This is a genomic window from Azorhizobium sp. AG788 (assembly GCF_943371865.1).
GTDB lineage: Bacteria > Pseudomonadota > Alphaproteobacteria > Rhizobiales > Xanthobacteraceae > Azorhizobium.
The window spans coordinates 69,329-88,848 of sequence record NZ_CALRWL010000002.1 but is presented as its reverse complement, the minus strand read 5'-3'; the positions used below and the strand labels follow the sequence as shown (position 1 = coordinate 88,848).

Below are 19,520 nucleotides of genomic sequence, written 5' to 3'. Positions count from 1 at the left end.
CCAAGATCGCCCCCGTGCCAGCTCCGACGCTGGGCCTTGAGGATTTATGATGTCGCCTGCTCGCTTCCTGCTCTCCTGCACCGCCCTGGCGATGACGCTCGCGCTGGTGGCACCGGTGCACGCGGCCTCGGACACCTCCGCATCCTCAACCAGCAGCGCCAGTTCCGGTTCCAAGGCCGATTCGGACGCCAAGAAGAAATCCGACGCCAAGAAGGCCGCGGACGCCAAGAAGGCCGCCGCCTCGAAGGCCGAGACCAAGAAGACCGATCCCAAGAAGACCGAGACCAAGGCCGCCGCCAAGGCCAACGCCAATTCCAAGGCTGCCGCCAAGCCGGCGGGCAAGTCTGCCGCCTCCGCCGCGCGCACCGCCGCCCGCGCGGCGCCGCTGACGCTCGCCGCCACCAGCGCGCTACCCACCGGCGAACTGGGCACCCTGCGCAATGCGGTCACCGCCGCCAAGAACGGCCGCGGCACCGAGGCTTTGGCCGCCGCCCGCGAGATGGACGATCCGGTCGCCCGCACCCTGGTGACCTGGCTGGTGATCCGCCACGCTCCCAACGACTACGGCTTCGACAACATCGCCGCCTTCCTGCGCGACAAGTCCGGCTGGCCGACCCAGAGCACCTTGCGCCGCCGCGCCGAGCGGGTGCTGCTGGCGGAAAACCGCGATCCCGCCACCGTGCGCGCCTTCTTCTCCGACGGCGATCCGTTGTCCGGCGAGGGCAAGATCGCGCTCGCCCGCGCCTTTGCCGCCTCCGGCGACCGCAACACCGCCGCAGCTCTCGTGCGCGATGCCTGGCGCAGCGACGACATGAGCGAGAATGTCGAAAATCTGGTGCTGGGCGAGTTCGGCGTGCTGCTGACCCGCGCCGACCACAAGGCCCGGGCCGATCGCTACAGCTACAAGCCCGACCAGGCTCGCGCCCTGCGCGCCGCATCCCGCGCCGGCTCCGACGTGGTGCTGCTGACCCAGGCCCGCCTCGCCATCGCCAAGAAATCCCCGGATGGGGCGAAGCTGTTCGCCCAGGTGCCGTTCAATCTGGCCAATGACCCGGCCTATCTGTTCGCCAAGTCGCAATTGCTGCGCCGGGCGCAGAAGGACCAGGAGGCCGCCGCCGCTTTGCTCCAGGCGCCCAAGAGCCAGGAAGCGGTGGTGGATCCGGACGAATGGTGGATCGAGCGCCGCCTCGTGGCCCGCGAGCTCTTGGATGCGGGCGATCCCAAGACCGCCTATCGGGTCGCCGCCACCGGCGCCACGCCGCTGGCCGACAATTACCGCGCCGAACAGCAGTTCACCGCCGGCTTCATCGCCCTCGCCTTCCTGAAGGACCCGCGCACCGCCTCGGCCCATTTCGCCAAGGTGGGCGAGAACCAGTCCAACCCCATCACCTTGTCTCGCGCCGCCTTCTGGCAGGGCCGCGCGGCGGAAGCGGCCGGCGACACCGGCAGCGCCCGCGCCCATTATGAGAGCGCGGCCCGCTACAGCACCGCTTATTACGGCCAGTTGGCCCGCTCGCGCCTGGGTCAGGCGCCGGTGGCCCTGCGCCGAACCCCGGAAGCCTCCGGTTCCACCCGCGCCACCTTCAACCGCATCGAGCCGGTCAAAGCCATCCGCCTGCTCTATGCCTTGGGCGAGCGCGACGTGGCCATGACCATGTATTACGACCTGGCCTGGCGCATGGAGGACAGCGCCCAATTGGGCCTGCTGGCCGAACTGGCGCAGGAGAATAACGACGCCCGCGGCGCGCTGGTGGTGGGCAAGGAGAGCGTGGCCGAGGGCCACCCGCTCGATGCCCAGGCTTTCCCCACCATCGGCATCCCGGCCTACACCTCCATCGGCAATCCGGTGGAACGGGCCATGGTCTATGCGGTGGCCCGCCAGGAGAGCCAGTTCAACCCGCGCACCTTGTCCAGCGCCAAGGCCATGGGCCTGATGCAGGTGACGCCCGCCGCAGGCCTTGAGGTCACCAAGAAGACCGGCGTGCCCTATTCTGAGCAGCGCCTGATGAGCGACCAGTCCTACAATGTGCAGTTCGGCGCCGCAGAATTGGGCGAGCTGATGGAGAATTACGGTGGCAACACCATCATGGTGTTCGCCGCCTACAATGCGGGGCGCGGCTCGGTGCGCAAATGGATCGACCGCTATGGCGACCCGCGCTCCCCGGACGTGGATCCGGTGGACTGGGTGGAGATGATCCCCTTCTCCGAGACCCGCAACTATGTGCAGCGGGTGATGGAGAATTACCTGGTCTACCGCGCCCGCTTCGGCACCGACCGCACCACCCCCATCGCCACCCGCTAGGGGGGCGGCGCGCAATCGGTCGCGCCCTGCAAGCCCTTTCCCGCCTGCGGGGGAGGGTTGGGTGTGGGCCGCGAGCCAGCGAGGCCGCCGCCTGGAGCCCCCAGCAGGGCGATGCCGCGCCGCGACGGACGCCATCAAACGCGCCTCTGGACGCGCGCACCGTCCCCCGTAACATCGGCGCTCTGCAAAGAGGGCCGACATGGCACCGGACAGCGATGCGCATCACTGGCGGACCCGGCGCCACCGCATCGGACAGGCGCGCGCGTTGCGCAAGAGCCAGACCGATGCAGAGCGGCGCCTGTGGCTCGCTCTTCGCGATCATCGCCTCTGTGGCCTCGGCTTCCGTCGCCAGCATGCCATAGGCCCCTATGTGGCGGATTTCGCATGCCTCGAACGCCGGATGGTGCTTGAGGTGGACGGCGGCCAGCATTTCGAACCCGCCGGCGCGGCCCGGGACGCGGACCGCACCGCCGCTTTGGCTGCATTGGGCTTCACCGTGCTGCGCTTCAGCAATCTGGACGTGCTGGAAAACCTGCCCGGCGTCCTGGAAACCATCGCGGCCGCCGCCGGTGTCGTCTTTTCACCGCCCGCGGACCCGCCAGAAACCTGAAGGCCGCCTTCGACCGCGCGCCAGCTTCCCTCTCCCGCTTGCGGGGGAGGGCCAGGGTGGGGGCCGAAGCGCAGCTTCGGAAACCTCTCCACCCTCTCAGCCGCCCCACCGATCTCGGCCAGATCAAACGCCACTGACGGGCCCCTTCCGCGCTGCCGCGCGGCCCCCACCCACCCCTCCCCCGCAAGCGGGAGAGGCTTTGCGGCGCGCGGGCGGCGCGGCAGCGCCTTCGCCGAACCGCCCTCTTCCAAGCCCCGAAGCACCCTCTTCGACCGCGCGACAGATTCCCTCTCCCGCTTGCGGGGGAGGGCCAGGGTGGGGGCCGAAGCGCAGCTTCGGAAACCTCTCCCCCCTCTCAGCCACCCCACCGATCTCGGCCAGATCGAACGCCACTGGATGGCCTCTTCCGCGCTGCCGCGCGGCCCCCACCCAACCCTCCCCCGCACGCGGGAGAGGGCTTTTGCCGGGCACCGGCGGCGCGGCCCAGCCTTCGCCGAACCGCCCTCTTCCAAGCCCTGAAGCGCCCTTTTCTTCCGCGCGACAGATTCCCTCCCCCGCACGCGGGAGAGGGCTTTTGCCGGGCACCGGCGGAAGCGGCGCCCCCCGCCGATGCAGGATCTAGCCCGACACCTGCCGCCGGGCGCGCCCCTACCCCTGCCCGATGTCCCGCAGATCGAACGGCGTGGTCTGGTAGATCTGGTTGATCCAGTTGCCGAACAGCAGATGCGCATGGCTGCGCCAGCTGTTCTGCGGCGGCTTTGTGGGATCATCGTCGGGAAAGTAGTTGCGCGGGATGCTGACCTTCATGTTCGCCGCCACATCGCGAAAATACTCGTCCGCCAGCGATGAGGACTCGTATTCGATGTGATTGAACATGTGCAGCGCCCGGTGCGCCGGATCATCCAGCAGCCCCAGGCCGCCCTCGACGGAATCCATCAGCACGCTCAGGCCGCTGTCGGGGGCGATGTCGTCGCGGCGCAGTTCGGTCCAGCGGGAGACGGGAATGGCGAAGGCGTCGGAGAAGCCGCGCAGGAAGGGCGAGGACGGCGCCAGATTGCGGTGCGGATAGACCCCGAACGCCTTCTCCTCCAGCAGATGCTTGGGCAGGCCGTGGAAATGATGCGCCGCCGCCTGCGCGCCCCAGCAGACATTGAAGCTGCCGTGCACATGGGTCTGGGTCCAGTCGAAGATCCGGCGCAGCTCGTCCCAATAGGTCACCTGCGCGAAGGGGAGCGTCTCCACCGGCGCGCCGGTGACCACCAGCCCATCGAACCGCTCGGCCCGCACATCCTCCCAGTCGCGATAGAAGGAGGCGATGTGGCCGCTGTCGGTGTTGCGGGCCACATGATTGGTGATCTTGACCAGGGTCAGTTCCACCTGGAGCGGGCTGGCGCCCAGCAGCCGGGCGAACTGGGTCTCGGTCCTGATCTTGTTGGGCATCAGGTTCAGCAGCGCGATGCGCAGGGGGCGAATGTCCTGACGCACCGCGTCGGTCTCGCGCAGCACCATGACGCCCTCGCCCTCCAGGGTGGCGCGGGCCGGCAGATCGTCGGGAACCTTGATGGGCATGCAACTGTCCTCCACCGCAGCCTGATCGAAATCAGGCATGACTGCGCTTCCACGGAGCTGGACAGACGCAAGTGGCAGGATCCGTATCATTGCCGGTTCGGCCACATCCTCCCGTATGCGGGGAGCGCCACCTTGCTCGGGAGCAGGTTGGCGTTGGGCGTCGGGCCCAACTCTTGATGTGCCGCCGCGTTTAAACCGGTCCGAACCAAAGCGCAAGCGTCTCTGTGGGGGCGCAGCGCCGCTCCCGCGCCGGCGCGGCGCGGCCGTTGCAGGGGGTGAGGCCTCGCCCGCATGGACAGCGCGCCCGGCGCCGCCGGGGCCCCTGGGCGCGGCGCCTCCTTCCTGGAGAACCGGTCGGGCAGCGCGGTGCCAGCCCGCCGCCCGCAGCGCGCGGGCTCAGCCTTCGGGGGCAGCGCCATCCAGCAGCGCCTTGGCCTGCGCCACCCACTGCTCGCGCTCGATCCGGCCGGGGAAGGCCAGCGTCGCCCCCACCCAGTGCACCTCCTCCGGCGACCAGGCCGCGATCTGCCGCAGATGGTAGATGCCCAGGGTGTTGAGCCGCCGCTCATTCTGCGGCCCGATGCCCTTGAGGCGCTTGAGATCGTCCGCCATCCCCTCCGGCGCCGCCAGCAGCGGCGGCGGGCGTCCGGCGGCACTCGGCGCAGCGGCCGGGCTGGCCGGTGCCGGCCCGGCTTCCGACGGGGTGGGCGCAAGCTCCACGGGCGCTTCGGGCGCGGGCGCCGGCCGGGCACGGGTCCGCTTCGGCTTGCCGGTCGCCTCCGGCAGGCCCAAGGGCAATTCCGGGTCCGCGGGGGCCAGCGGGATCATCTCCTGCGGCACCTGCGTCCGCGCCCGCTCGGCCGTGGCCTTGGCCCCGGTGGCCCGGCGCGGGCGCACCACCCGGGGCGGCGGCGCCTCCACCGGGTCCGCAGGCGGTGCCGGCGATGGGGCCCCCGTCGGCGGGACATTCTCAGGCGCCGGCGCGGTGTCGGCCAGCGGCGCTGGCACGCCCGGCCCCGGCGAAGGCCCGGTGGTGCCGGACGCCGCCGCCGGCACGGACCGCGCCGGCGCCTCGTCCGCCTCATCCTCCAGCGACAGCCACGTCGCCTGCGCCAGATAGGACATCTTGCGCTGTTCCCCGCGCCGCTTCAGCAGGTAGGCCACCGCGCCGCCCAAAGCGAACGCCAGCAGCAGCAGCAGCGCCGCGTGCAAATCAAACGCCATCATGATCCGCCCCGCACGCCGTCGCGGCGGGCCAGATAGATGGTGGCGAAGCCCAGCCCGAAGGCCAGCACCTCATAAGGCCAGAGCGCCCACACCAGATAAACCATCCGTCCTCCCCGGCCGGCGCCGATCCGGCGCCCGCTCCTTGTCCGCATCCGCGCCCATCTTGCACCCCGTGGCGCGCCTCAGCCTGGATCGCGCACCCCGATCGCCACCCCGCCGCCCACCGCCGACGGCAGGGCCGGCTCCGCGCGCGGCGCCGCATCGGCCAAAGCCGAGCCGGGAACCAGGGTCATCCATTGCACATGGGGCGCCGCCACGCCCCTCGCCACCAGGGCCGCCACCAGCGCGCGCGCCCGCGCCTGCGCCACCTCGGGCGCGATCACCTCATCGGGCCGCAGGCGGGCGGGATGCGCCGCCTCCAGCCCCAGGGCCGGACACCGCAACGCCGCCGCCGCCAGCCGATCCAGCGCCGGGGCGCTGTCCGGGGTGGGCTGGGCGCGGTCGTCGAACCGCAGGCCGCGGCCCAGCGCCGCCTCCAGCAGGCGCAGGCACTCCGCCGCCCCCACCGGCACGCCGATGGGCGCGGGCTCGACCGCCGCCTCGCCGGAAAAGCCCGGCGGCAAGCCGGCCGCCAGCCGCGCGCCGATCAACGCGCCGGACTTGGGCGCGGCGCCGATGCCCGACAGCAGCACCTGACCATCGGACAGCCGCAGGTCGCCAGTCTCCAGCCGGGCCAGCTGCGGCAGCGCCGCCTCCAGCGCCAGGCGGAAGCCCTCGGGCGCCCCGGCCCCGATGGCGGAGACATCATTGAGCCGGGCGCCGGGAAACAGCCGCGCCACCATGCCATCCACCGCGGCGTGGGTGTCCGCATCGGGGAAGAAACCGGACAGCGTGACCCCGGCCTCGTCGCTGCGGGCGGCGAACACATAAGGCGAGATCACCGGCGGCAGCACCTTGGACGCATCCACGCCCACGCCGGGGGGCGGCGCCTTGGCGGCCTCGCGCAGCGTGGTGAAGCTGGTGCTGTCGGTGGCTTCGCCGGAGAGGGTCACCGCCGTATCGCGGATGGCGGCTTCGCCCTGGGTCATGCGGTTGATCTGCGCCAAGGCGAAGGTCACCGCGGCGATCCAGGTCTCGGCGGACGGGCCGCCGGAGGCGAGGCGCACCTGATCGCTCACCTGCGCCCCCTGGAACAGGCTCTTGACCGCATCGCTCATCACCCGGCGCGCTTCCTCGCTGGGGGCATAGCCGGTCAATTGCAGTTGCGGGCCCCGGCGCCAGATCCGCCACACGAACGGGTTGGCCGGCGGCGGCTCGATGGCGAAGCGCGCCACCTGGAATCCCTCCGGCGGTGCCCGCCGCGCCGCCGCCAGGGCGTCATAGACCGGGAAGCTGCCGGCGGCGCCTTCCAGCGTGATGGCGGTGTCGGACAGGGCCACCCGGCCATGGGGCAGCAGGGCCAGCTGGGCGGCGGCAAAGCGCACCGCCTTGAGCCACAGATCGGTGGCCGGGGCGCCGTCGCCGGGCTGGGTGGTATCGGTGATTCCCGCCTCGGGCAGCACCGCATGCAGCGCCGTTTCCACGCTGGCGCGCGCGTCCTCGGAGGGCACATAGCCCTCCAGGCGCACCGCATTGCCGTTGCGCACCGCGGACCAGGTGAAGGGCGCGGCCACCGGCGGGCGCACCGCGAACCGCGCCAGCCGGAAGTCCTGCGGCAGCGGATCATGCATCACCCGTTGCAGCGCCTGATAGGTGGCCAGATTCGGCGCCCGTCCCTCGATGGAGAAGGCGTCGTCGGACAAGGTGACCCGTCCGGAGGTCAGTTGCGCCAGGGCCTGCAGCGCGAACGCGACCACCGCCGCGAAATCCCCCGGCGGCGCGCCGCGGGCGCGCACCAGGCGATCCATGCCGCGCACGGTGAGCCCCGGCGGCAAGGCCTTGACCGCGGCGGCCATGCGCACCAGCGCATATTGCGACGGCACATAGCCCTCCAGCTGGAGCACGGGGCCGTCGCGCACCACGGAGAAGGTGAAGGGCCGGCGCTCCGGCAGCAAGGTGGTGGCATCGCGCACCGTGCGCACCCCCGGCAGGGATTCGATGGTCCGGCGCACCTTGTCGCGGGGTTCCTGGGCCAGCGCTTCGCCGACGATGGTGGCGTCCCGGCCGGTGAATCGCGCCACCGCCCAGGATTCGCCGGCCTCATCCAGCCGGGCGATGGCCTGCTCGGTGAGATCGGCCTCCATGGCGGCGCGGCTGGTGGTGAGCACGAAGGCGATGAGGGCGCACAGCAGCAGCCCGCCGCCGGCCAGGATCCGCCAATCCCAGCGCGCGCTATGTCCCATCTTGCTCCGCCCGGTCCCCTGCACCGGGCCGTCGGCCCGTTCTCCGGGGCCCGACCTCGCATCCATCCGCCCACTCCCGTCCCGCCCGTCCGGGGCACCGGCGCTCCGCAGCGCCCACGCCCCGCGACGTTCCGCGACGTTCCGCCAGCGCGGCGCCTCCCCTGTGCCGAAGGCCGCAGGGGAGAGCGGACTTCAGCACAGATCGGCCACCGCCGGAAGCGGCGCGACGGACCTGTCCGGCGCGGATGGGCTCAGAAGTCGCGTTCGAAATAGACCAGGCCGCGATGGGCGTTCACGCTCTGGGTCGGCAGGCCGTAGTCGGTCTGTACATAATTGGTGGCCGCATAGCGCGTGTAGTCATACTGGACGCCGATGATGAGATTGGCGACCGGCGTCCAGACCAGGTTCGCGCCCACATTGGCGTTGCGCCCGCCCGAGGCGCCATAGGTGGCCTCGGCCACCGAATTGTTGATGTCCCACTGGGCGTAGCCGCCGAAGATCGCCGAATTCCAGGTGGGCGACCAATTGTGCAGGAACTGGGCGGTGACGTTCCAGCCGGAGATCAGCGAGAGGCCGGTGCCGCTCTGGAGCGCGTCGGGTGGCGCGAACGCGCCCGAGGGATTGATCAGGCCGAGATAGGAGGTGGCGCCGCTGGTGTAGGCGGTCTGCAGATAGAGCGTGTCGCCCTCGGCGATGGCCGGCAGCTTGAACATCACCCCGCCCTGCAGCGCATAGCCCCAGCTGCTGGTGGAGTTCAGGGTGTCGAACAGATCAAGGCCGCGCACCTGATGCAGGGCGCCGGACAATTGGAACGTGCCCCAGCTGCCGTCATTGCGGAAATTGGCGACGATGTCGGGCACCTGCGACCCGCCCTGGTAATTTTCCAGGGTGTCCGGCAGCGTGGGATCATAGCTGTTCACCCCGGCGGCGCGGAAGGCGGCATCCTCCAGCGAGAGCGTGCCGGAGAAGCCGTTGCCGAACTCCATGGTGTAGGCGATCAGATTGATCTTGGTGTCGTCGCCGATGGTGGCGGGATCCGTGCCCAGCACATTGGCGTTGGCGTAATAAGAGAAGAACGACTCCAGATGGCCGAAGGTGAAGCCGGCGAACTGGATGAAGGCCTGGCGCAGATCCACCTCGGCCGCATTGGGGCCGTCGGACCAGGGATCGGCGGTGCGCCAGCGGAAGCGCGCCTCCATGAAGGAGCGCAGGGTCCCATAGTCCGTCGCGGTCCGCGCATCCAGGATGACGCCGGCGGTGGCGATGGAATAGGTCTTGTCATTGACCGCGGGATAATTGCTGTAGGTGTTGAAATAGCCTTCCGCATAGAGATAGCCGCCGACCCGCAGGCAGGTATCCGTACCGGGAATGTAATAGAAGCCGGCGCCCTCGGCGGTGCATTGGCGCACATAGGTGACGCCGGCAGCCTTGAGCGGAAGATCCGCGGCCTGCGCGAGCCCGCCGCCGGAGAGCAGCACGGCCGCGGCCACACCTGCCTGAAGAGCCTTCATTACCATCCCCCGCGCAAATCGATGCTTCCACCTGCCAAAACTATGCACCCCAAAGATGGGGGCTGGATAGGTGTGCGCGGTCTCTTTGCAGCAATTCTCATGCAGCCTTCAAGACAGGCCGACAACAGCGGGAGAACAACAACTGATGCGCTGCTGCATGGACCAATATCTGCGATCGAGAGATGATTTTGGACAAAGAAAAACCCCGGCGGTTGCCCGCCGGGGTTCTTAAACCACTGATCGTTGAGATCAGAAGTTGCGCTGAGCGCGGAAGCCACCCGACCACACGTCGGTGGAGCCACCGGCGACGGAGCAGCTGCTGCTGACGGTGGCGCAAGCGGCACCGGTGGTGTTGTTGTAGTAGCCAAGGCCCATCTGGCCATCAACCTTCGAGTAGAGCACTTCGAGGCCGAGGTCGAGGTTCTTGACCGGGGACCAGATGGTGTTCAGGCCGACCTGGTACATGTTGACGTCATACGCGCCGACCGTGTTGGCCGGGGTGTTGACTTCCACATAGCCACCGAAGATCGCCGAACGGACATTCGGGACCCAATAGTGACGATACTGGCCCTGCAGAGCCCAGCCACTGGTGGTGTTGTAGCTGCGGGTGGTGGAGTTCCACACGGCGTCAGCCAGGGTGTAGAACGCACCATCGGTCACAGTGATCGCGCCAGCGGCGTTGGTGCCGAGCGTGATGCTGCCGAGCGAGGTCGCGCGGCCCTGGCTGGTGCCAGAGAGACCGAGGTAGCTGATGGCGCCATCAGCATAGTTGGCCTGCAGGTAGATGCTGTCGCCGGGGGAGATGGCGGGCAGCTTGATTTCGGCCGACGCACCGAGGCCATAGCCCCAGGTGTTGGACGAATTCTGACCGATGAAGGACGTGCCGTTGAGGGCGCTGACCGGGGTCAGAGAGTTGACCTGGTGAGCGGCGGCAGACAGCTGCACCGAACCCCAAGCCTGGTCGACGCGGAGGTTGCCGACGATGTCGGGAACCTGCTGGCCGCCAGCGTAGTTGGCATAGCCGAGACCGGTCGAGGTCGCGGTGACCAGGCCGGTGGTGGTGCCGAGCGCATTCACGCCCGTGGTGCGGTTCACAGCGTCTTCCAGGGCGAGGGTCGCCGAGAAGCCGTTGCCGAACTGAGCGGTGTAGGCCAGAGCCGTGGTCCACATGTTCGAACCAGAATACAGCGTGGTGTAGCCGTAGCTGGTGCCCGTGTCGAAGAACGACTGGGTGTAACCGAAGGTGAAGCCAGCGAACTGGATGAAGGCGCGCTCGAAGTAGAGGCCGATGCCGCCGCCGGTGCCGGCAGCCGACTGGGAATCCCAGCTCATGCCGAAGCGGATGTACGAACGCAGGGTGCCGTAATCGGTCTGCGTGCGGGCATCCATGCCCATGACGGCGCGGGCGCGGGTCAGGTAGTTGTTGTCGTCGCTATCCTTGAAGGGATAGCCGAGAGCGCCCGAACCCTGACCGTTGAAGCCGGTGCCGGTGGTGCTGGCGATCATCGGGTTGAACGTGCCAACCGCGTTGATGTAGGTGTCGAAGCGAGCGTAGCCGTCCAGCTTCAGGCAGGTGTCGGTGCCGGGAATGTAGTAGTAACCCGCGCCGTAGGCCGAGCACACCTTCACGTACTCGACAGCCTTCGCCTTGACGGGAAGGTCGGCGGCCTGAGCGCCGGCGACGGCGGCGAGACCCGCGACGCTACCGAGCAGAAGGCTTTTCACCATCTTCATTGTGACCTCCAAAATTTTGTTCCGAGGGAGCGAGCGCCGCATCGTCGGTGCTGACGCACCCCGTGAGATTCTTGCCCCGATTCCCCCACCGCGCTGATCATGAGGTCTTCACCTCACGGGCCGTCACAGGAAGGGGCGACCGGGGACTGCCCCCCTTCGTCGCAATGTCACCTTACAAAAGGCCGACCTGGGATCAATGCAAAGGATGGCCCCAAGGCCCTGCGAACAGGTGTTTTCCAGGGGGTGTTGCAGGAATAGCACGCTTCATAGTCACCAATATATTACCGACCGAGAGGGCCTGAATGCTGTCTGTGCCTTGATTGTGTCGCGTAGCGGCCCTGCTTCCCGCGCAACCCTCGCCACAATTGGTCCGGGCGCGGCCGTCGGCCCGCGCACCGGCCCGAAGCACGCCCTCGCGGCCCACAATGGCGCGAATCCATGAGAATCGCCCTGCCCGGCGGCGCAACCAGCGGCTCGCTCGCCGCCGACCGGGGGCGATTCTTTGGCCCAAGGCAGCGGCCCGTGGCGGGCGCCCCCCGCGACGACGGGGCCGACCCGGCCGGGTCCGGGCCGGTGTGCGCCCGGCCAGAACGCTTGCGCGGGCCGCCAGTTCCACCGCACCGCACCCGCATGTGTCGGGCGGTGACGGCAGGCGCCCCGCCTGTGGCCTTTCCGCCACAGGTGCGGGGACCGCCGCGTCGCGTCCGGCATGGCGCGCCCGTCAGCCCTCGCCGGACCGTCCCGCCCCTCCCCCGCATATGTCTGCTGTACCCGGCGCGCCTGCGCGGCGCACCGATTTGGGCGAGACCCCGAACGCCCGCTTGAACGCGGTGGCGAAGTTGGCAGGGGCGGTGTAGCCGGCCACATAGGCCGCCTGGGTCACGGTGAGGTCGCCCTCCTCCAAAGCGGCGCGGGCCAGGTCCAGCCGCCGTTGACGCACATGCTCGAACACCGTCACCCCGAACGCGGCCCGAAACAGCCGCTGCAGGGTATTCACGCTCATCCCGGCCTCCCGGGCGATGAGGTCCAGCGTGAGGTCGTCCGCCAGCCGGGCCGCGATGAAATCATGCACCGCCCACATGCGCCGCTGCTCGGCCCCGCGCAGCGGGCCGCTCGGGGCGGCAAGGCGGCCCATCACCCCTAGCGCCTCCGCCGCGATCTCGATCGCCCGGCTCTCCAGATAGAGGCCCTGGAGCAGACCATTATACGGGGGCGGGTCCAGGATCTGTTCCGCCAGCGCCTTCAGCCGGGACGAGAGCTTCCAGCGCGCCGAAGCCAGATGGTCGCGGCTGAAGGCCAGCACCGCGCGATGATCGGCCAGATCCGCCAGCCCTTCCTGCTCCAGCCACTGCGCGGGAATGGTGACATTGACCTTGCGCACATGGCTGCCGCAGCGCCCGCGCCGTTCGAACAGATCCATCTCCGCGCGGGCGATCACCACCCCCTCCAGCTCGCCGCCCCGGGCCGCCGGCCCGAGCAGGAACGCCCGCCCGCCCAGGGTCACGTCCGCCAGTCCTTGCAGGAACAGGCTCACCGTCAGGCCCTCGGTATGGACAATGCGGGTGGTCAGATCGTGCATGTCCAAGGTGTCGGAGGCATGCAGGCTGAGGCCGGAGCGCATCTTCAGCATCTGGTAGCGCCCGCGCAGGGCGGCGCTCTCCGGCGCCAGGTCCGGCCGCAGCATGGCAAAGCCGGTCCCCGCCACCGCCGACAGCGCGGCGATGTCCGCGTGACGGACCAGCGGCGAGGGTGCGCGGGGCGGGCCGCCGTTACCGGCTGCCGCCCCCTTGGGGCCATGCTGCGTGTTCATGTGCGGCGATAGAGGAGTTTTCCACCCCATGTGTCAACGGATGCGGCTAATATTCAAATTGTTATCATTCCAAAATGACGGAACGACTGAATAAAACTCGATTTTTGGGCGAACATCGATGTTATTATGGTTCAAATTTCCTCAGATGGTGATTTCTCAAACGCATAATACGCTTGCGCAAACATCTCTACACTGGATGCTCCGGGATCTGCCGCCTAAACAAAACGAAAGCTGCTGCCAGACATGGCGCAGCGCAGATCAGAGGCGGCCATGCACCAGTTTGAAACGGGAGAGAGGGCCGGCGCGCGGCGTGCCGGCGTGCTGGCGCGCACCGCGCTGATGGCCAGCGGCGGCGTCGCCCTTCTGGCCGGCATCCCCGGGCCGGCGCAGGCCCAGGATGCGGGCATCACGCTCGATACCATCTCCGTGCAGGGGGCGCAGCTCACCGACGCGGCGGTGCTCACCGAAGGCAAGGACAGCTATGCCGCGGCGGTCACCAGCACCGGAGCCGGCGGCCCCACCTTGTGGAAGGAGATTCCGCAGTCCATCAGCACCGTCACCAGCCAGCGCATCGAGGACCAGAACTTCACCCAGCTGGAGGACGCCATGCGCAAGACCACCGGCATGGTGGTGCTGACCAATGACCAGGGCCGCTCATCCATCTATTCCCGCGGCTTCGAGATCGACCAGATGCTGGTGAACGGGCTCTATGCCCCGCTCAACAGCATCTATGGCACCCAGCCGGACCTGGCCATCTTCGACCGCATCGACGTGCTGAAGGGCCCCGCCGGCCTGTTCTATGGCGGTGCCGCCAGCAATGGCGGGCCGGGCGGCGTCATCAACGGCATCCTCAAGCCCGCCACCAGCGCCTACCTGCTCAACGGGCAGGTCAATTACGGCTCCTGGGACTTCACCCGCGCCGAGGTGGATGCGGGCGGCAAGCTGAACGAGGCCGGCACCGCCCGAGCCCGCGTCGTCGGCGCGTTCCAGAACCGCAACACTTTCGTGGACTACAATGAGAACCAGGTCTGGGTCGGCTACGGCACTTTGGCCTTCGACCTCACCGACAGCACCACCCTCTCGCTGTACGCCTGGCACCAGGAGCGCGACATGGTGCCGTTCAACGGCCTGCCGGCCATCAATGCCGGCAATGGCGTCGGGCAGTTGCTGTCCGTGCCGCGCAGCACCTTCATCGGCGCCGGCTGGAACACCTTCCACAACGAGACCACCGACTACGTGGCAGAACTGGAGCACCGGCTGGACAATGGCGGCGAGGCCAAGGCCTCGGTCCGCTATTCAGATCGCTTTGCGGACTACAAATACGCCTATGCCGCCAGCGCGATGTCCACCGCCGCCGCCAGCTATGGCAACATCTCCATGCAGTATCTGGCGGGAAAATATTGGGAGACCTCGCTCTCCGCCGATGCCCATGTGACCAGCCCCTTCACCCTGTTCGGACAATCCCACAGCTTCACCGTCGGCGCGGACTACCGGCAGGTGGAGACCTCGCTTCTGGCCCCCACCGCCACCGGCCTGAGCGGCACCTACAACGTCTATAATTTCAATCCCTATGCGGTGCCCAATCCCACCACCGTCTATAATCGCGATACCGAGACCGATCCGACGCAGTTGGGGCTCTACAGCCAGGTGAAGCTCAACCCGCTGGATCAGGTGCATGTCGCCCTGGGCGGCCGCTTCGCTTGGTATGACAACACGTCCACGGTGGCCACCACCACCAACGGCCGGGTCTCCACCACTACCACGCCCATAAGCTACAACGGCGCGTTCGTGCCTTATGCCGGGCTGGTGGTGGACATGACCCGCGAGGTCTCCGCTTATGTCAGCTATACGGACATCTTCACTCCGCAGAGCGAGCTGAGCGCCTCCGGCAGCGTGCTGCCCCCGCGCGAGGGCTATCAGTATGAGATCGGCCTCAAGGGCTCGTTCTTCGACGGCGCGCTGACGACGTCCCTCGCCGGCTTCCTGATCCACGACACCAACCGCGCCCTCGCCACCAGTGTGGCCAACGTCTATGTGGCGGCCGGCGAGGTGGAGGTCTCGGGTTACGAGTTCGAAGTCAGCGGCAAGCTGGGGCCGGGCTGGGAGGTCTATGCCGGCTATACCTATACCGACACGGTCTATCTCACCGCCACGGCGGCGCAGATCAACACCGCCTTCAGCACCTACACCCCGCGCAACAATTTCAATCTCTGGACCAAATACGAGTTCCAGGATCCGGCGCTGCGCGGGGCCTGGGTGGGGGCCGGCATCAAGAGCCTGTCCAGCTTCTATTCCACCTCCGGCGGCGTCACCCTCACCCAGGGCGCCTATACGGTGGTGGATGCCCAGCTCGGCTACAGCTTCAACAAGCACTTCAAGGCCTCGCTCACCGCCACCAACATTTTCGACGAGGTCTATTATTCCCGCCTCGGCTCCACCGCCCTGTTCAATTTCTATGGCGAGCCACGGGCCTATTGGCTGAAGATGAGCGCGACCTATTGATGGCCGCACACCGCCTCCATCCCCCGCCCGCGACCGGCGCCGATTGGCCCCCACCGCTGTCCGCGGCCCCGCCGCGCACCGGCCGCTGGCGCTTCGCCGCCCACGACGGCCGGGTGCTGCGGGTGGATGTGGGCTGGCCGCAAACCCAGCCGCCGCCGGGCGGGCACCCCTTCCTGCTGGCGCTGGATGGCAATTCCCTGTTCGGGACCCTGCTGGATGCCGCCCGCACCCAGGGGCTGCGTCCCGGCGGGGCGGGGCTCGGCGAGCCGGTGGTGGTCGGGCTCGGCTATGAGACCGAGGCCCAATTCGATCTGCCGCAACGGGCGCGGGACTATCTGCCGCCGGGCAGCACCGCCTTCCGCGCCCTGCTGGCGGACGAGCTGCTGCCCTGGCTCGCCCGCCTGCTGCCCCTCGACCGCGGGGCGGGGACGCTGATCGGCCACTCCTTTGGCGGGTTCTTCGCCGTGGAGACGCTCCTGGCGATGCCCGGCCTGTTCCGCACCACCCTCGCCTCCAGCCCGTCCCTGTGGGCGGATCGCCCCGCCATCGCCGCCGCCGAGGCGGGCTTTGCCGCCCGCCTGTCCCCCCTGCCCGGTTCCATCCGGCTGCTGTTGACCGCCGGTGACCTGGAGCGGGCGACCACGCCGAGCGCCGATCCGGCGCTGGCCCAGCGGCTCGCGGAGCGCCGCGTGGTGGAAGAGGCGCAGGCCCTGGCCGCGCGGCTCAGGTCCCTCGCCTCGGCGCAGCTCGAGGTGGCGTGTCATGTGTTCGCGGGCGAGCATCACGGCTCCGTGGTGCCCGCCGCCATCAGCCGCGCGGTGCGCTTCTCCGCTGCGCCCGCATGCCCGGAGTTCCCAGCCTGATGCCCCTCGCCCGTTGCCTGCGTCGCCCCCTGCCGGGCCGCATCCTGCTTGGCCGCGCTCTGCTTGGCCGCATCCTGCTCGGCCTCATGGCGGCCGCGGTCCTCGCCACCGGCGCCGCCGCCGCGCCCATCACCCTCACCGACATTGCCGGGCGCACGGTGACGCTGCCGGCGCCGGCCCGGCGTATCGTGCTGGCGGAAGGGCGGCAATTGTTTGCCCTGGCGCTGATCGATCCCGATCCGGTGGCCCGCCTTGCCGGCTGGTCCGCCGATCTCAAGCGGCGGGACGTCACCAATTATGCCCGGGTCAAGGCCAGGTTTCCGGCGGTGGAGGACATTCCCATTGTCGGTGAAGAATCCGATGCCAGCTTCTCGGTGGAAAAAGCCCTGAGCGTGCAGCCGGATCTGGTGGTGCTGAGCGGGCGGCTCGGCGCCGGGCGGCCGGAGCAGATGGTGCAGCAATTCACCGCCGCCGGGGTGCCGGTGGTGTTCGTGGACTTCTACGCGCACCCGCTGGAAAATACGCTACCGAGCCTGCTCATCCTCGGTCAGGCCCTGGGCCGCACGGAACAGGCGCAAGCCTATGCGGCCTTCTACACCGCCCACATGCAGCGCATCTCCGAGCGGCTGAAGGCGCCCGGCCTCGTCCGCCCCAAGGTGCTGATGGAGGCCCATGCGGGTGGGTTCGGCGAATGCTGCAATGTGCCCGCCCGCGGCAGCATCGGCGACTTCATCCCCTTTGCCGGTGGCCATAACATCGCCGCCGACATGGTCACCGCCACCCATGGCCATCTCAGCCTGGAATATGTCCTCGCCGCCGATCCGGCCATCTACATCGCCACCGGCGGGCCGCATCTGGCGGGCACCGGCGGACTGGTGCTCGGCCCCGAGGTGCCGGAAGCGGAGGCCCAGGCGAGTTTGCGGCGGGTGGTGGCCCGGCCCGGCGTGGCGGAACTGCAAGCGGTGCGCACCGGCCAAGTGCACGGGCTCTACCACAATCTGGTGAACATGCCGGTCAATGTGCTGGTGGCCGAGGCGCTGGCCAAGTGGCTCCATCCCGAACTGTTCGCGGATCTGGACCCGCAGGCAACCCTGGCGGAGATGAACGCCCGCTTTCTGGCGATCCCGCTGGCCGGATCCTATTGGATCGACCTCGCGCCATGACCGCCTCCTCCGTTCCACGCCCCGCCTCGCCCCTCGCGCCGGCCACCCCGGACGCGGCGGCCGCCGACGCGGTGGCGGCCTATGCGCGTTTGTCCCGCCGCCGTCTGCTGGTGGTGGCGGTGCTGGCGCTGTTGGCGGCGGGCGCCTTCGTGCTCGATCTGGCGAGCGGTCCGTCCGGCCTCACCGTGGCGGACGCGGTCCGCACGCTGCTGGCGCCGGAGAGCGTGCCGCGGACCACGCTCGTGATCCTGCGCGACCTGCGCCTGCCGCAGGCGCTGATGGCGGTGCTGGTGGGCGCCAGCCTCGCCTTGGCGGGGGCGGAAATGCAGACGGTGCTCAACAACCCGCTGGCCAGCCCCCTGACGCTGGGCACCTCATCGGCGGCGGTGTTCGGGGCGGCGCTGGCCATCGTGCTGGGCGTCGGCATTCCCGGCGTGCCGCAGCTCTGGATCATTCCCGCCAATGCCTTCCTGTTCGCCTTCGGCTCCACGGTGCTGATCCAGACCCTGTCGCGGCTGCGCGGCTCGGGTCCGGAGACCGTGGTGTTGTTCGGCATCGCCCTGTTCTTCACCTTCAATGCGCTGGTGGGCCTGGCGCAGTTCGTCGCCAGCGAGCAGGCGCTCCAGCAATTGGTGTTCTGGACCCTGGGCAGCGTGGGGCGGGCTAGCCTGGAAAAGGATGCCATCCTGGCAGTGGTGCTGGCCGCCGTGCTGCCGTTCTCCTTCGCCGCCGCCTGGCAGATGACGGCGCTGCGCCTGGGCCTTGAGCGGGCGGAGAGCTTCGGCGTCCATGTGGGCCGGCTGCGGCTGGCGGCGCTGGTGCGCATCAGCCTGCTCACCGGGGCGGCGGTGGCGTTCGTGGGCGTCATCGGCTTCATCGGGCTGGTGGCGCCGCACATGGCGCGGCTGCTGGTGGGCGAGGACCATCGCCTGTTCCTCCCCGCCAGCGCTTTGACCGGCGCGCTCATCCTCTCTCTGGCCGCCGCCGCTTCCAAGCTGGTGGTGCCCGGCGTGGTGGTGCCCGTGGGCATCGTCACCGCTCTGGTGGGGGTGCCCATCTTCCTCGCCCTGGTGCTGAGCGGGCGAGGCCGCGCATGAGCGCCGCCGGCCTCTCGATCCAGCGACTCAGTGCCGGCTATGGCCGCCGCCCGGTGATCGGCGACCTCACCCTGGCCCCATTCGCGCCGGGACAGCTCACCGCGCTGGTGGGTCCGAACGCGGCTGGCAAGTCCACCTTGCTGCGGGCGCTGGCCGGCCTCATTCCCGCCCGCGGCCGGCTCACCCTGGACGAGACCGACCTCATGGCCCTGCCCCATCCCATCCGCGCCCGGCTGGTGGGCTTCATGCCCCAGGCGCTGCCGCAGGGCATCGCCCTGACGGTGATGGAAACGGTGATTGCCGCGCTGATGGCGGTGCCGCTGGCCGCCCCCTGTTCCGCGGCCGAGGCCCGCGTCCGCGCCGCCGCGCTGCTGGCGCAGATGGGCATCGCCGGCTTGGCGCTGACCCCGATCGACCGGCTCTCCGGCGGGCAGCGGCAATTGGTGAGCCTGGCCCAGGCGCTGGTGCGCGAGCCGCGCGTGCTGCTGCTGGACGAGCCCACCAGCGCGTTGGACCTGCGCCACCAGGCGGTGGTGATGGACCTGCTGCGCGGCCTTGCCGCCGAGGGGCGGATCATCGTGGTGGTGCTGCACGATCTGGCGCTGGCGGCCCGCCATGCGGACCATGTGGTGGTGCTGGACCGCGGCACCCTGGCCACCCAGGGGGCACCCGCGGAGGCCATCACCGCGGCCATGCTGGCGGCGGTCTATGGGGTCGCCGGGCGGGTGGAGACCTGCGCCCGAGGCACGCTGCAGGTGATGGTCGACGCGCCCCTGCGCTGACCGGACCG

Annotated in this window: 13 protein-coding genes and 1 riboswitch; of the genes, 7 read left to right on the top strand and 6 right to left on the bottom strand. The window is 69.3% G+C overall.

Annotated elements, in window-relative coordinates; genetic code table 11:
* The first annotated feature begins 46 nt into the window (after window positions 1–46).
* Window positions 47–2,302 carry a lytic transglycosylase domain-containing protein gene (locus tag AAG816_RS01805; protein ID WP_341987629.1) on the top strand — a complete coding sequence of 752 codons (2,256 nt, stop codon included), beginning with the start codon at window positions 47–49 and terminating at the stop codon, window positions 2,300–2,302.
* A 199-nt stretch (window positions 2,303–2,501) separates the two neighbouring features.
* The gene (locus AAG816_RS01800; protein ID WP_341987628.1) at window positions 2,502–2,912 is read left to right on the top strand and encodes an endonuclease domain-containing protein; all 411 of its coding nucleotides are present in this window, start codon (window positions 2,502–2,504) and stop codon (window positions 2,910–2,912) included.
* A 648-nt stretch (window positions 2,913–3,560) separates the two neighbouring features.
* On the opposite strand, the gene metA is transcribed toward AAG816_RS01800, so the two are convergent.
* The 6 genes from metA to AAG816_RS01770 form a co-directional block, all read right to left on the bottom strand.
* Window positions 3,561–4,481: a homoserine O-succinyltransferase gene (gene metA / locus AAG816_RS01795; protein ID WP_341987957.1), complete on the bottom strand. Its 921-nt coding sequence runs from the start codon at window positions 4,479–4,481 to the stop codon at window positions 3,561–3,563.
* Between the two features lie 75 nt (window positions 4,482–4,556).
* Window positions 4,557–4,666, bottom strand: a riboswitch (SAM-I-IV-variant riboswitch).
* Between the two features lie 211 nt (window positions 4,667–4,877).
* A complete protein-coding gene (locus AAG816_RS01790; protein WP_341987627.1) occupies window positions 4,878–5,708 on the bottom strand; it encodes a hypothetical protein in 831 nt (276 codons plus the stop codon).
* A 182-nt stretch (window positions 5,709–5,890) separates the two neighbouring features.
* Complete coding sequence (locus AAG816_RS01785) at window positions 5,891–8,050, bottom strand: flagellar motor protein MotB (RefSeq protein WP_341987626.1); 2,160 nt, start codon at window positions 8,048–8,050, stop codon at window positions 5,891–5,893.
* A gap of 251 nt (window positions 8,051–8,301) precedes the next feature.
* The gene (locus AAG816_RS01780) at window positions 8,302–9,561 is read right to left on the bottom strand and encodes a porin (RefSeq protein WP_341987625.1); all 1,260 of its coding nucleotides are present in this window, start codon (window positions 9,559–9,561) and stop codon (window positions 8,302–8,304) included.
* 249 nt (window positions 9,562–9,810) lie between these two features.
* The gene (locus AAG816_RS01775) at window positions 9,811–11,295 is read right to left on the bottom strand and encodes a porin (RefSeq protein ID WP_341987624.1); all 1,485 of its coding nucleotides are present in this window, start codon (window positions 11,293–11,295) and stop codon (window positions 9,811–9,813) included.
* Window positions 11,296–12,016: 721 nt separating this feature from the next.
* Entirely contained in the window at window positions 12,017–13,105 is a 1,089-nt protein-coding gene (locus AAG816_RS01770; RefSeq protein WP_341987623.1) for an AraC family transcriptional regulator, read from the bottom strand.
* A 270-nt stretch (window positions 13,106–13,375) separates the two neighbouring features.
* Between AAG816_RS01770 and AAG816_RS01765 the strand changes: the two genes are divergently transcribed.
* Genes AAG816_RS01765 through AAG816_RS01745 form a run of 5 tightly spaced genes read left to right on the top strand, consistent with a single transcriptional unit; the run spans window position 13,376 to window position 19,512 of the window.
* The gene (locus tag AAG816_RS01765) at window positions 13,376–15,607 is read left to right on the top strand and encodes a TonB-dependent siderophore receptor (RefSeq protein WP_341987622.1); all 2,232 of its coding nucleotides are present in this window, start codon (window positions 13,376–13,378) and stop codon (window positions 15,605–15,607) included.
* Window positions 15,607–16,470 (top strand): alpha/beta hydrolase-fold protein, encoded by an 864-nt coding sequence (locus AAG816_RS01760; protein WP_341987621.1) that lies wholly within the window; start codon window positions 15,607–15,609, stop codon window positions 16,468–16,470. Before AAG816_RS01765 ends, AAG816_RS01760 begins: the two co-directional genes overlap by 1 nt.
* On the top strand, window positions 16,470–17,633 hold the full coding sequence (locus AAG816_RS01755; RefSeq protein WP_341987620.1) for an ABC transporter substrate-binding protein: 1,164 nt from the start codon (window positions 16,470–16,472) through the stop codon (window positions 17,631–17,633). Before AAG816_RS01760 ends, AAG816_RS01755 begins: the two co-directional genes overlap by 1 nt.
* Complete coding sequence (locus tag AAG816_RS01750; protein ID WP_341987619.1) at window positions 17,630–18,730, top strand: iron ABC transporter permease; 1,101 nt, start codon at window positions 17,630–17,632, stop codon at window positions 18,728–18,730. The genes AAG816_RS01755 and AAG816_RS01750 overlap by 4 nt, the downstream gene beginning before the upstream one ends.
* The gene (locus tag AAG816_RS01745; protein WP_341987618.1) at window positions 18,727–19,512 is read left to right on the top strand and encodes an ABC transporter ATP-binding protein; all 786 of its coding nucleotides are present in this window, start codon (window positions 18,727–18,729) and stop codon (window positions 19,510–19,512) included. Before AAG816_RS01750 ends, AAG816_RS01745 begins: the two co-directional genes overlap by 4 nt.
* The last annotated feature ends 8 nt before the right edge of the window (window positions 19,513–19,520 follow it).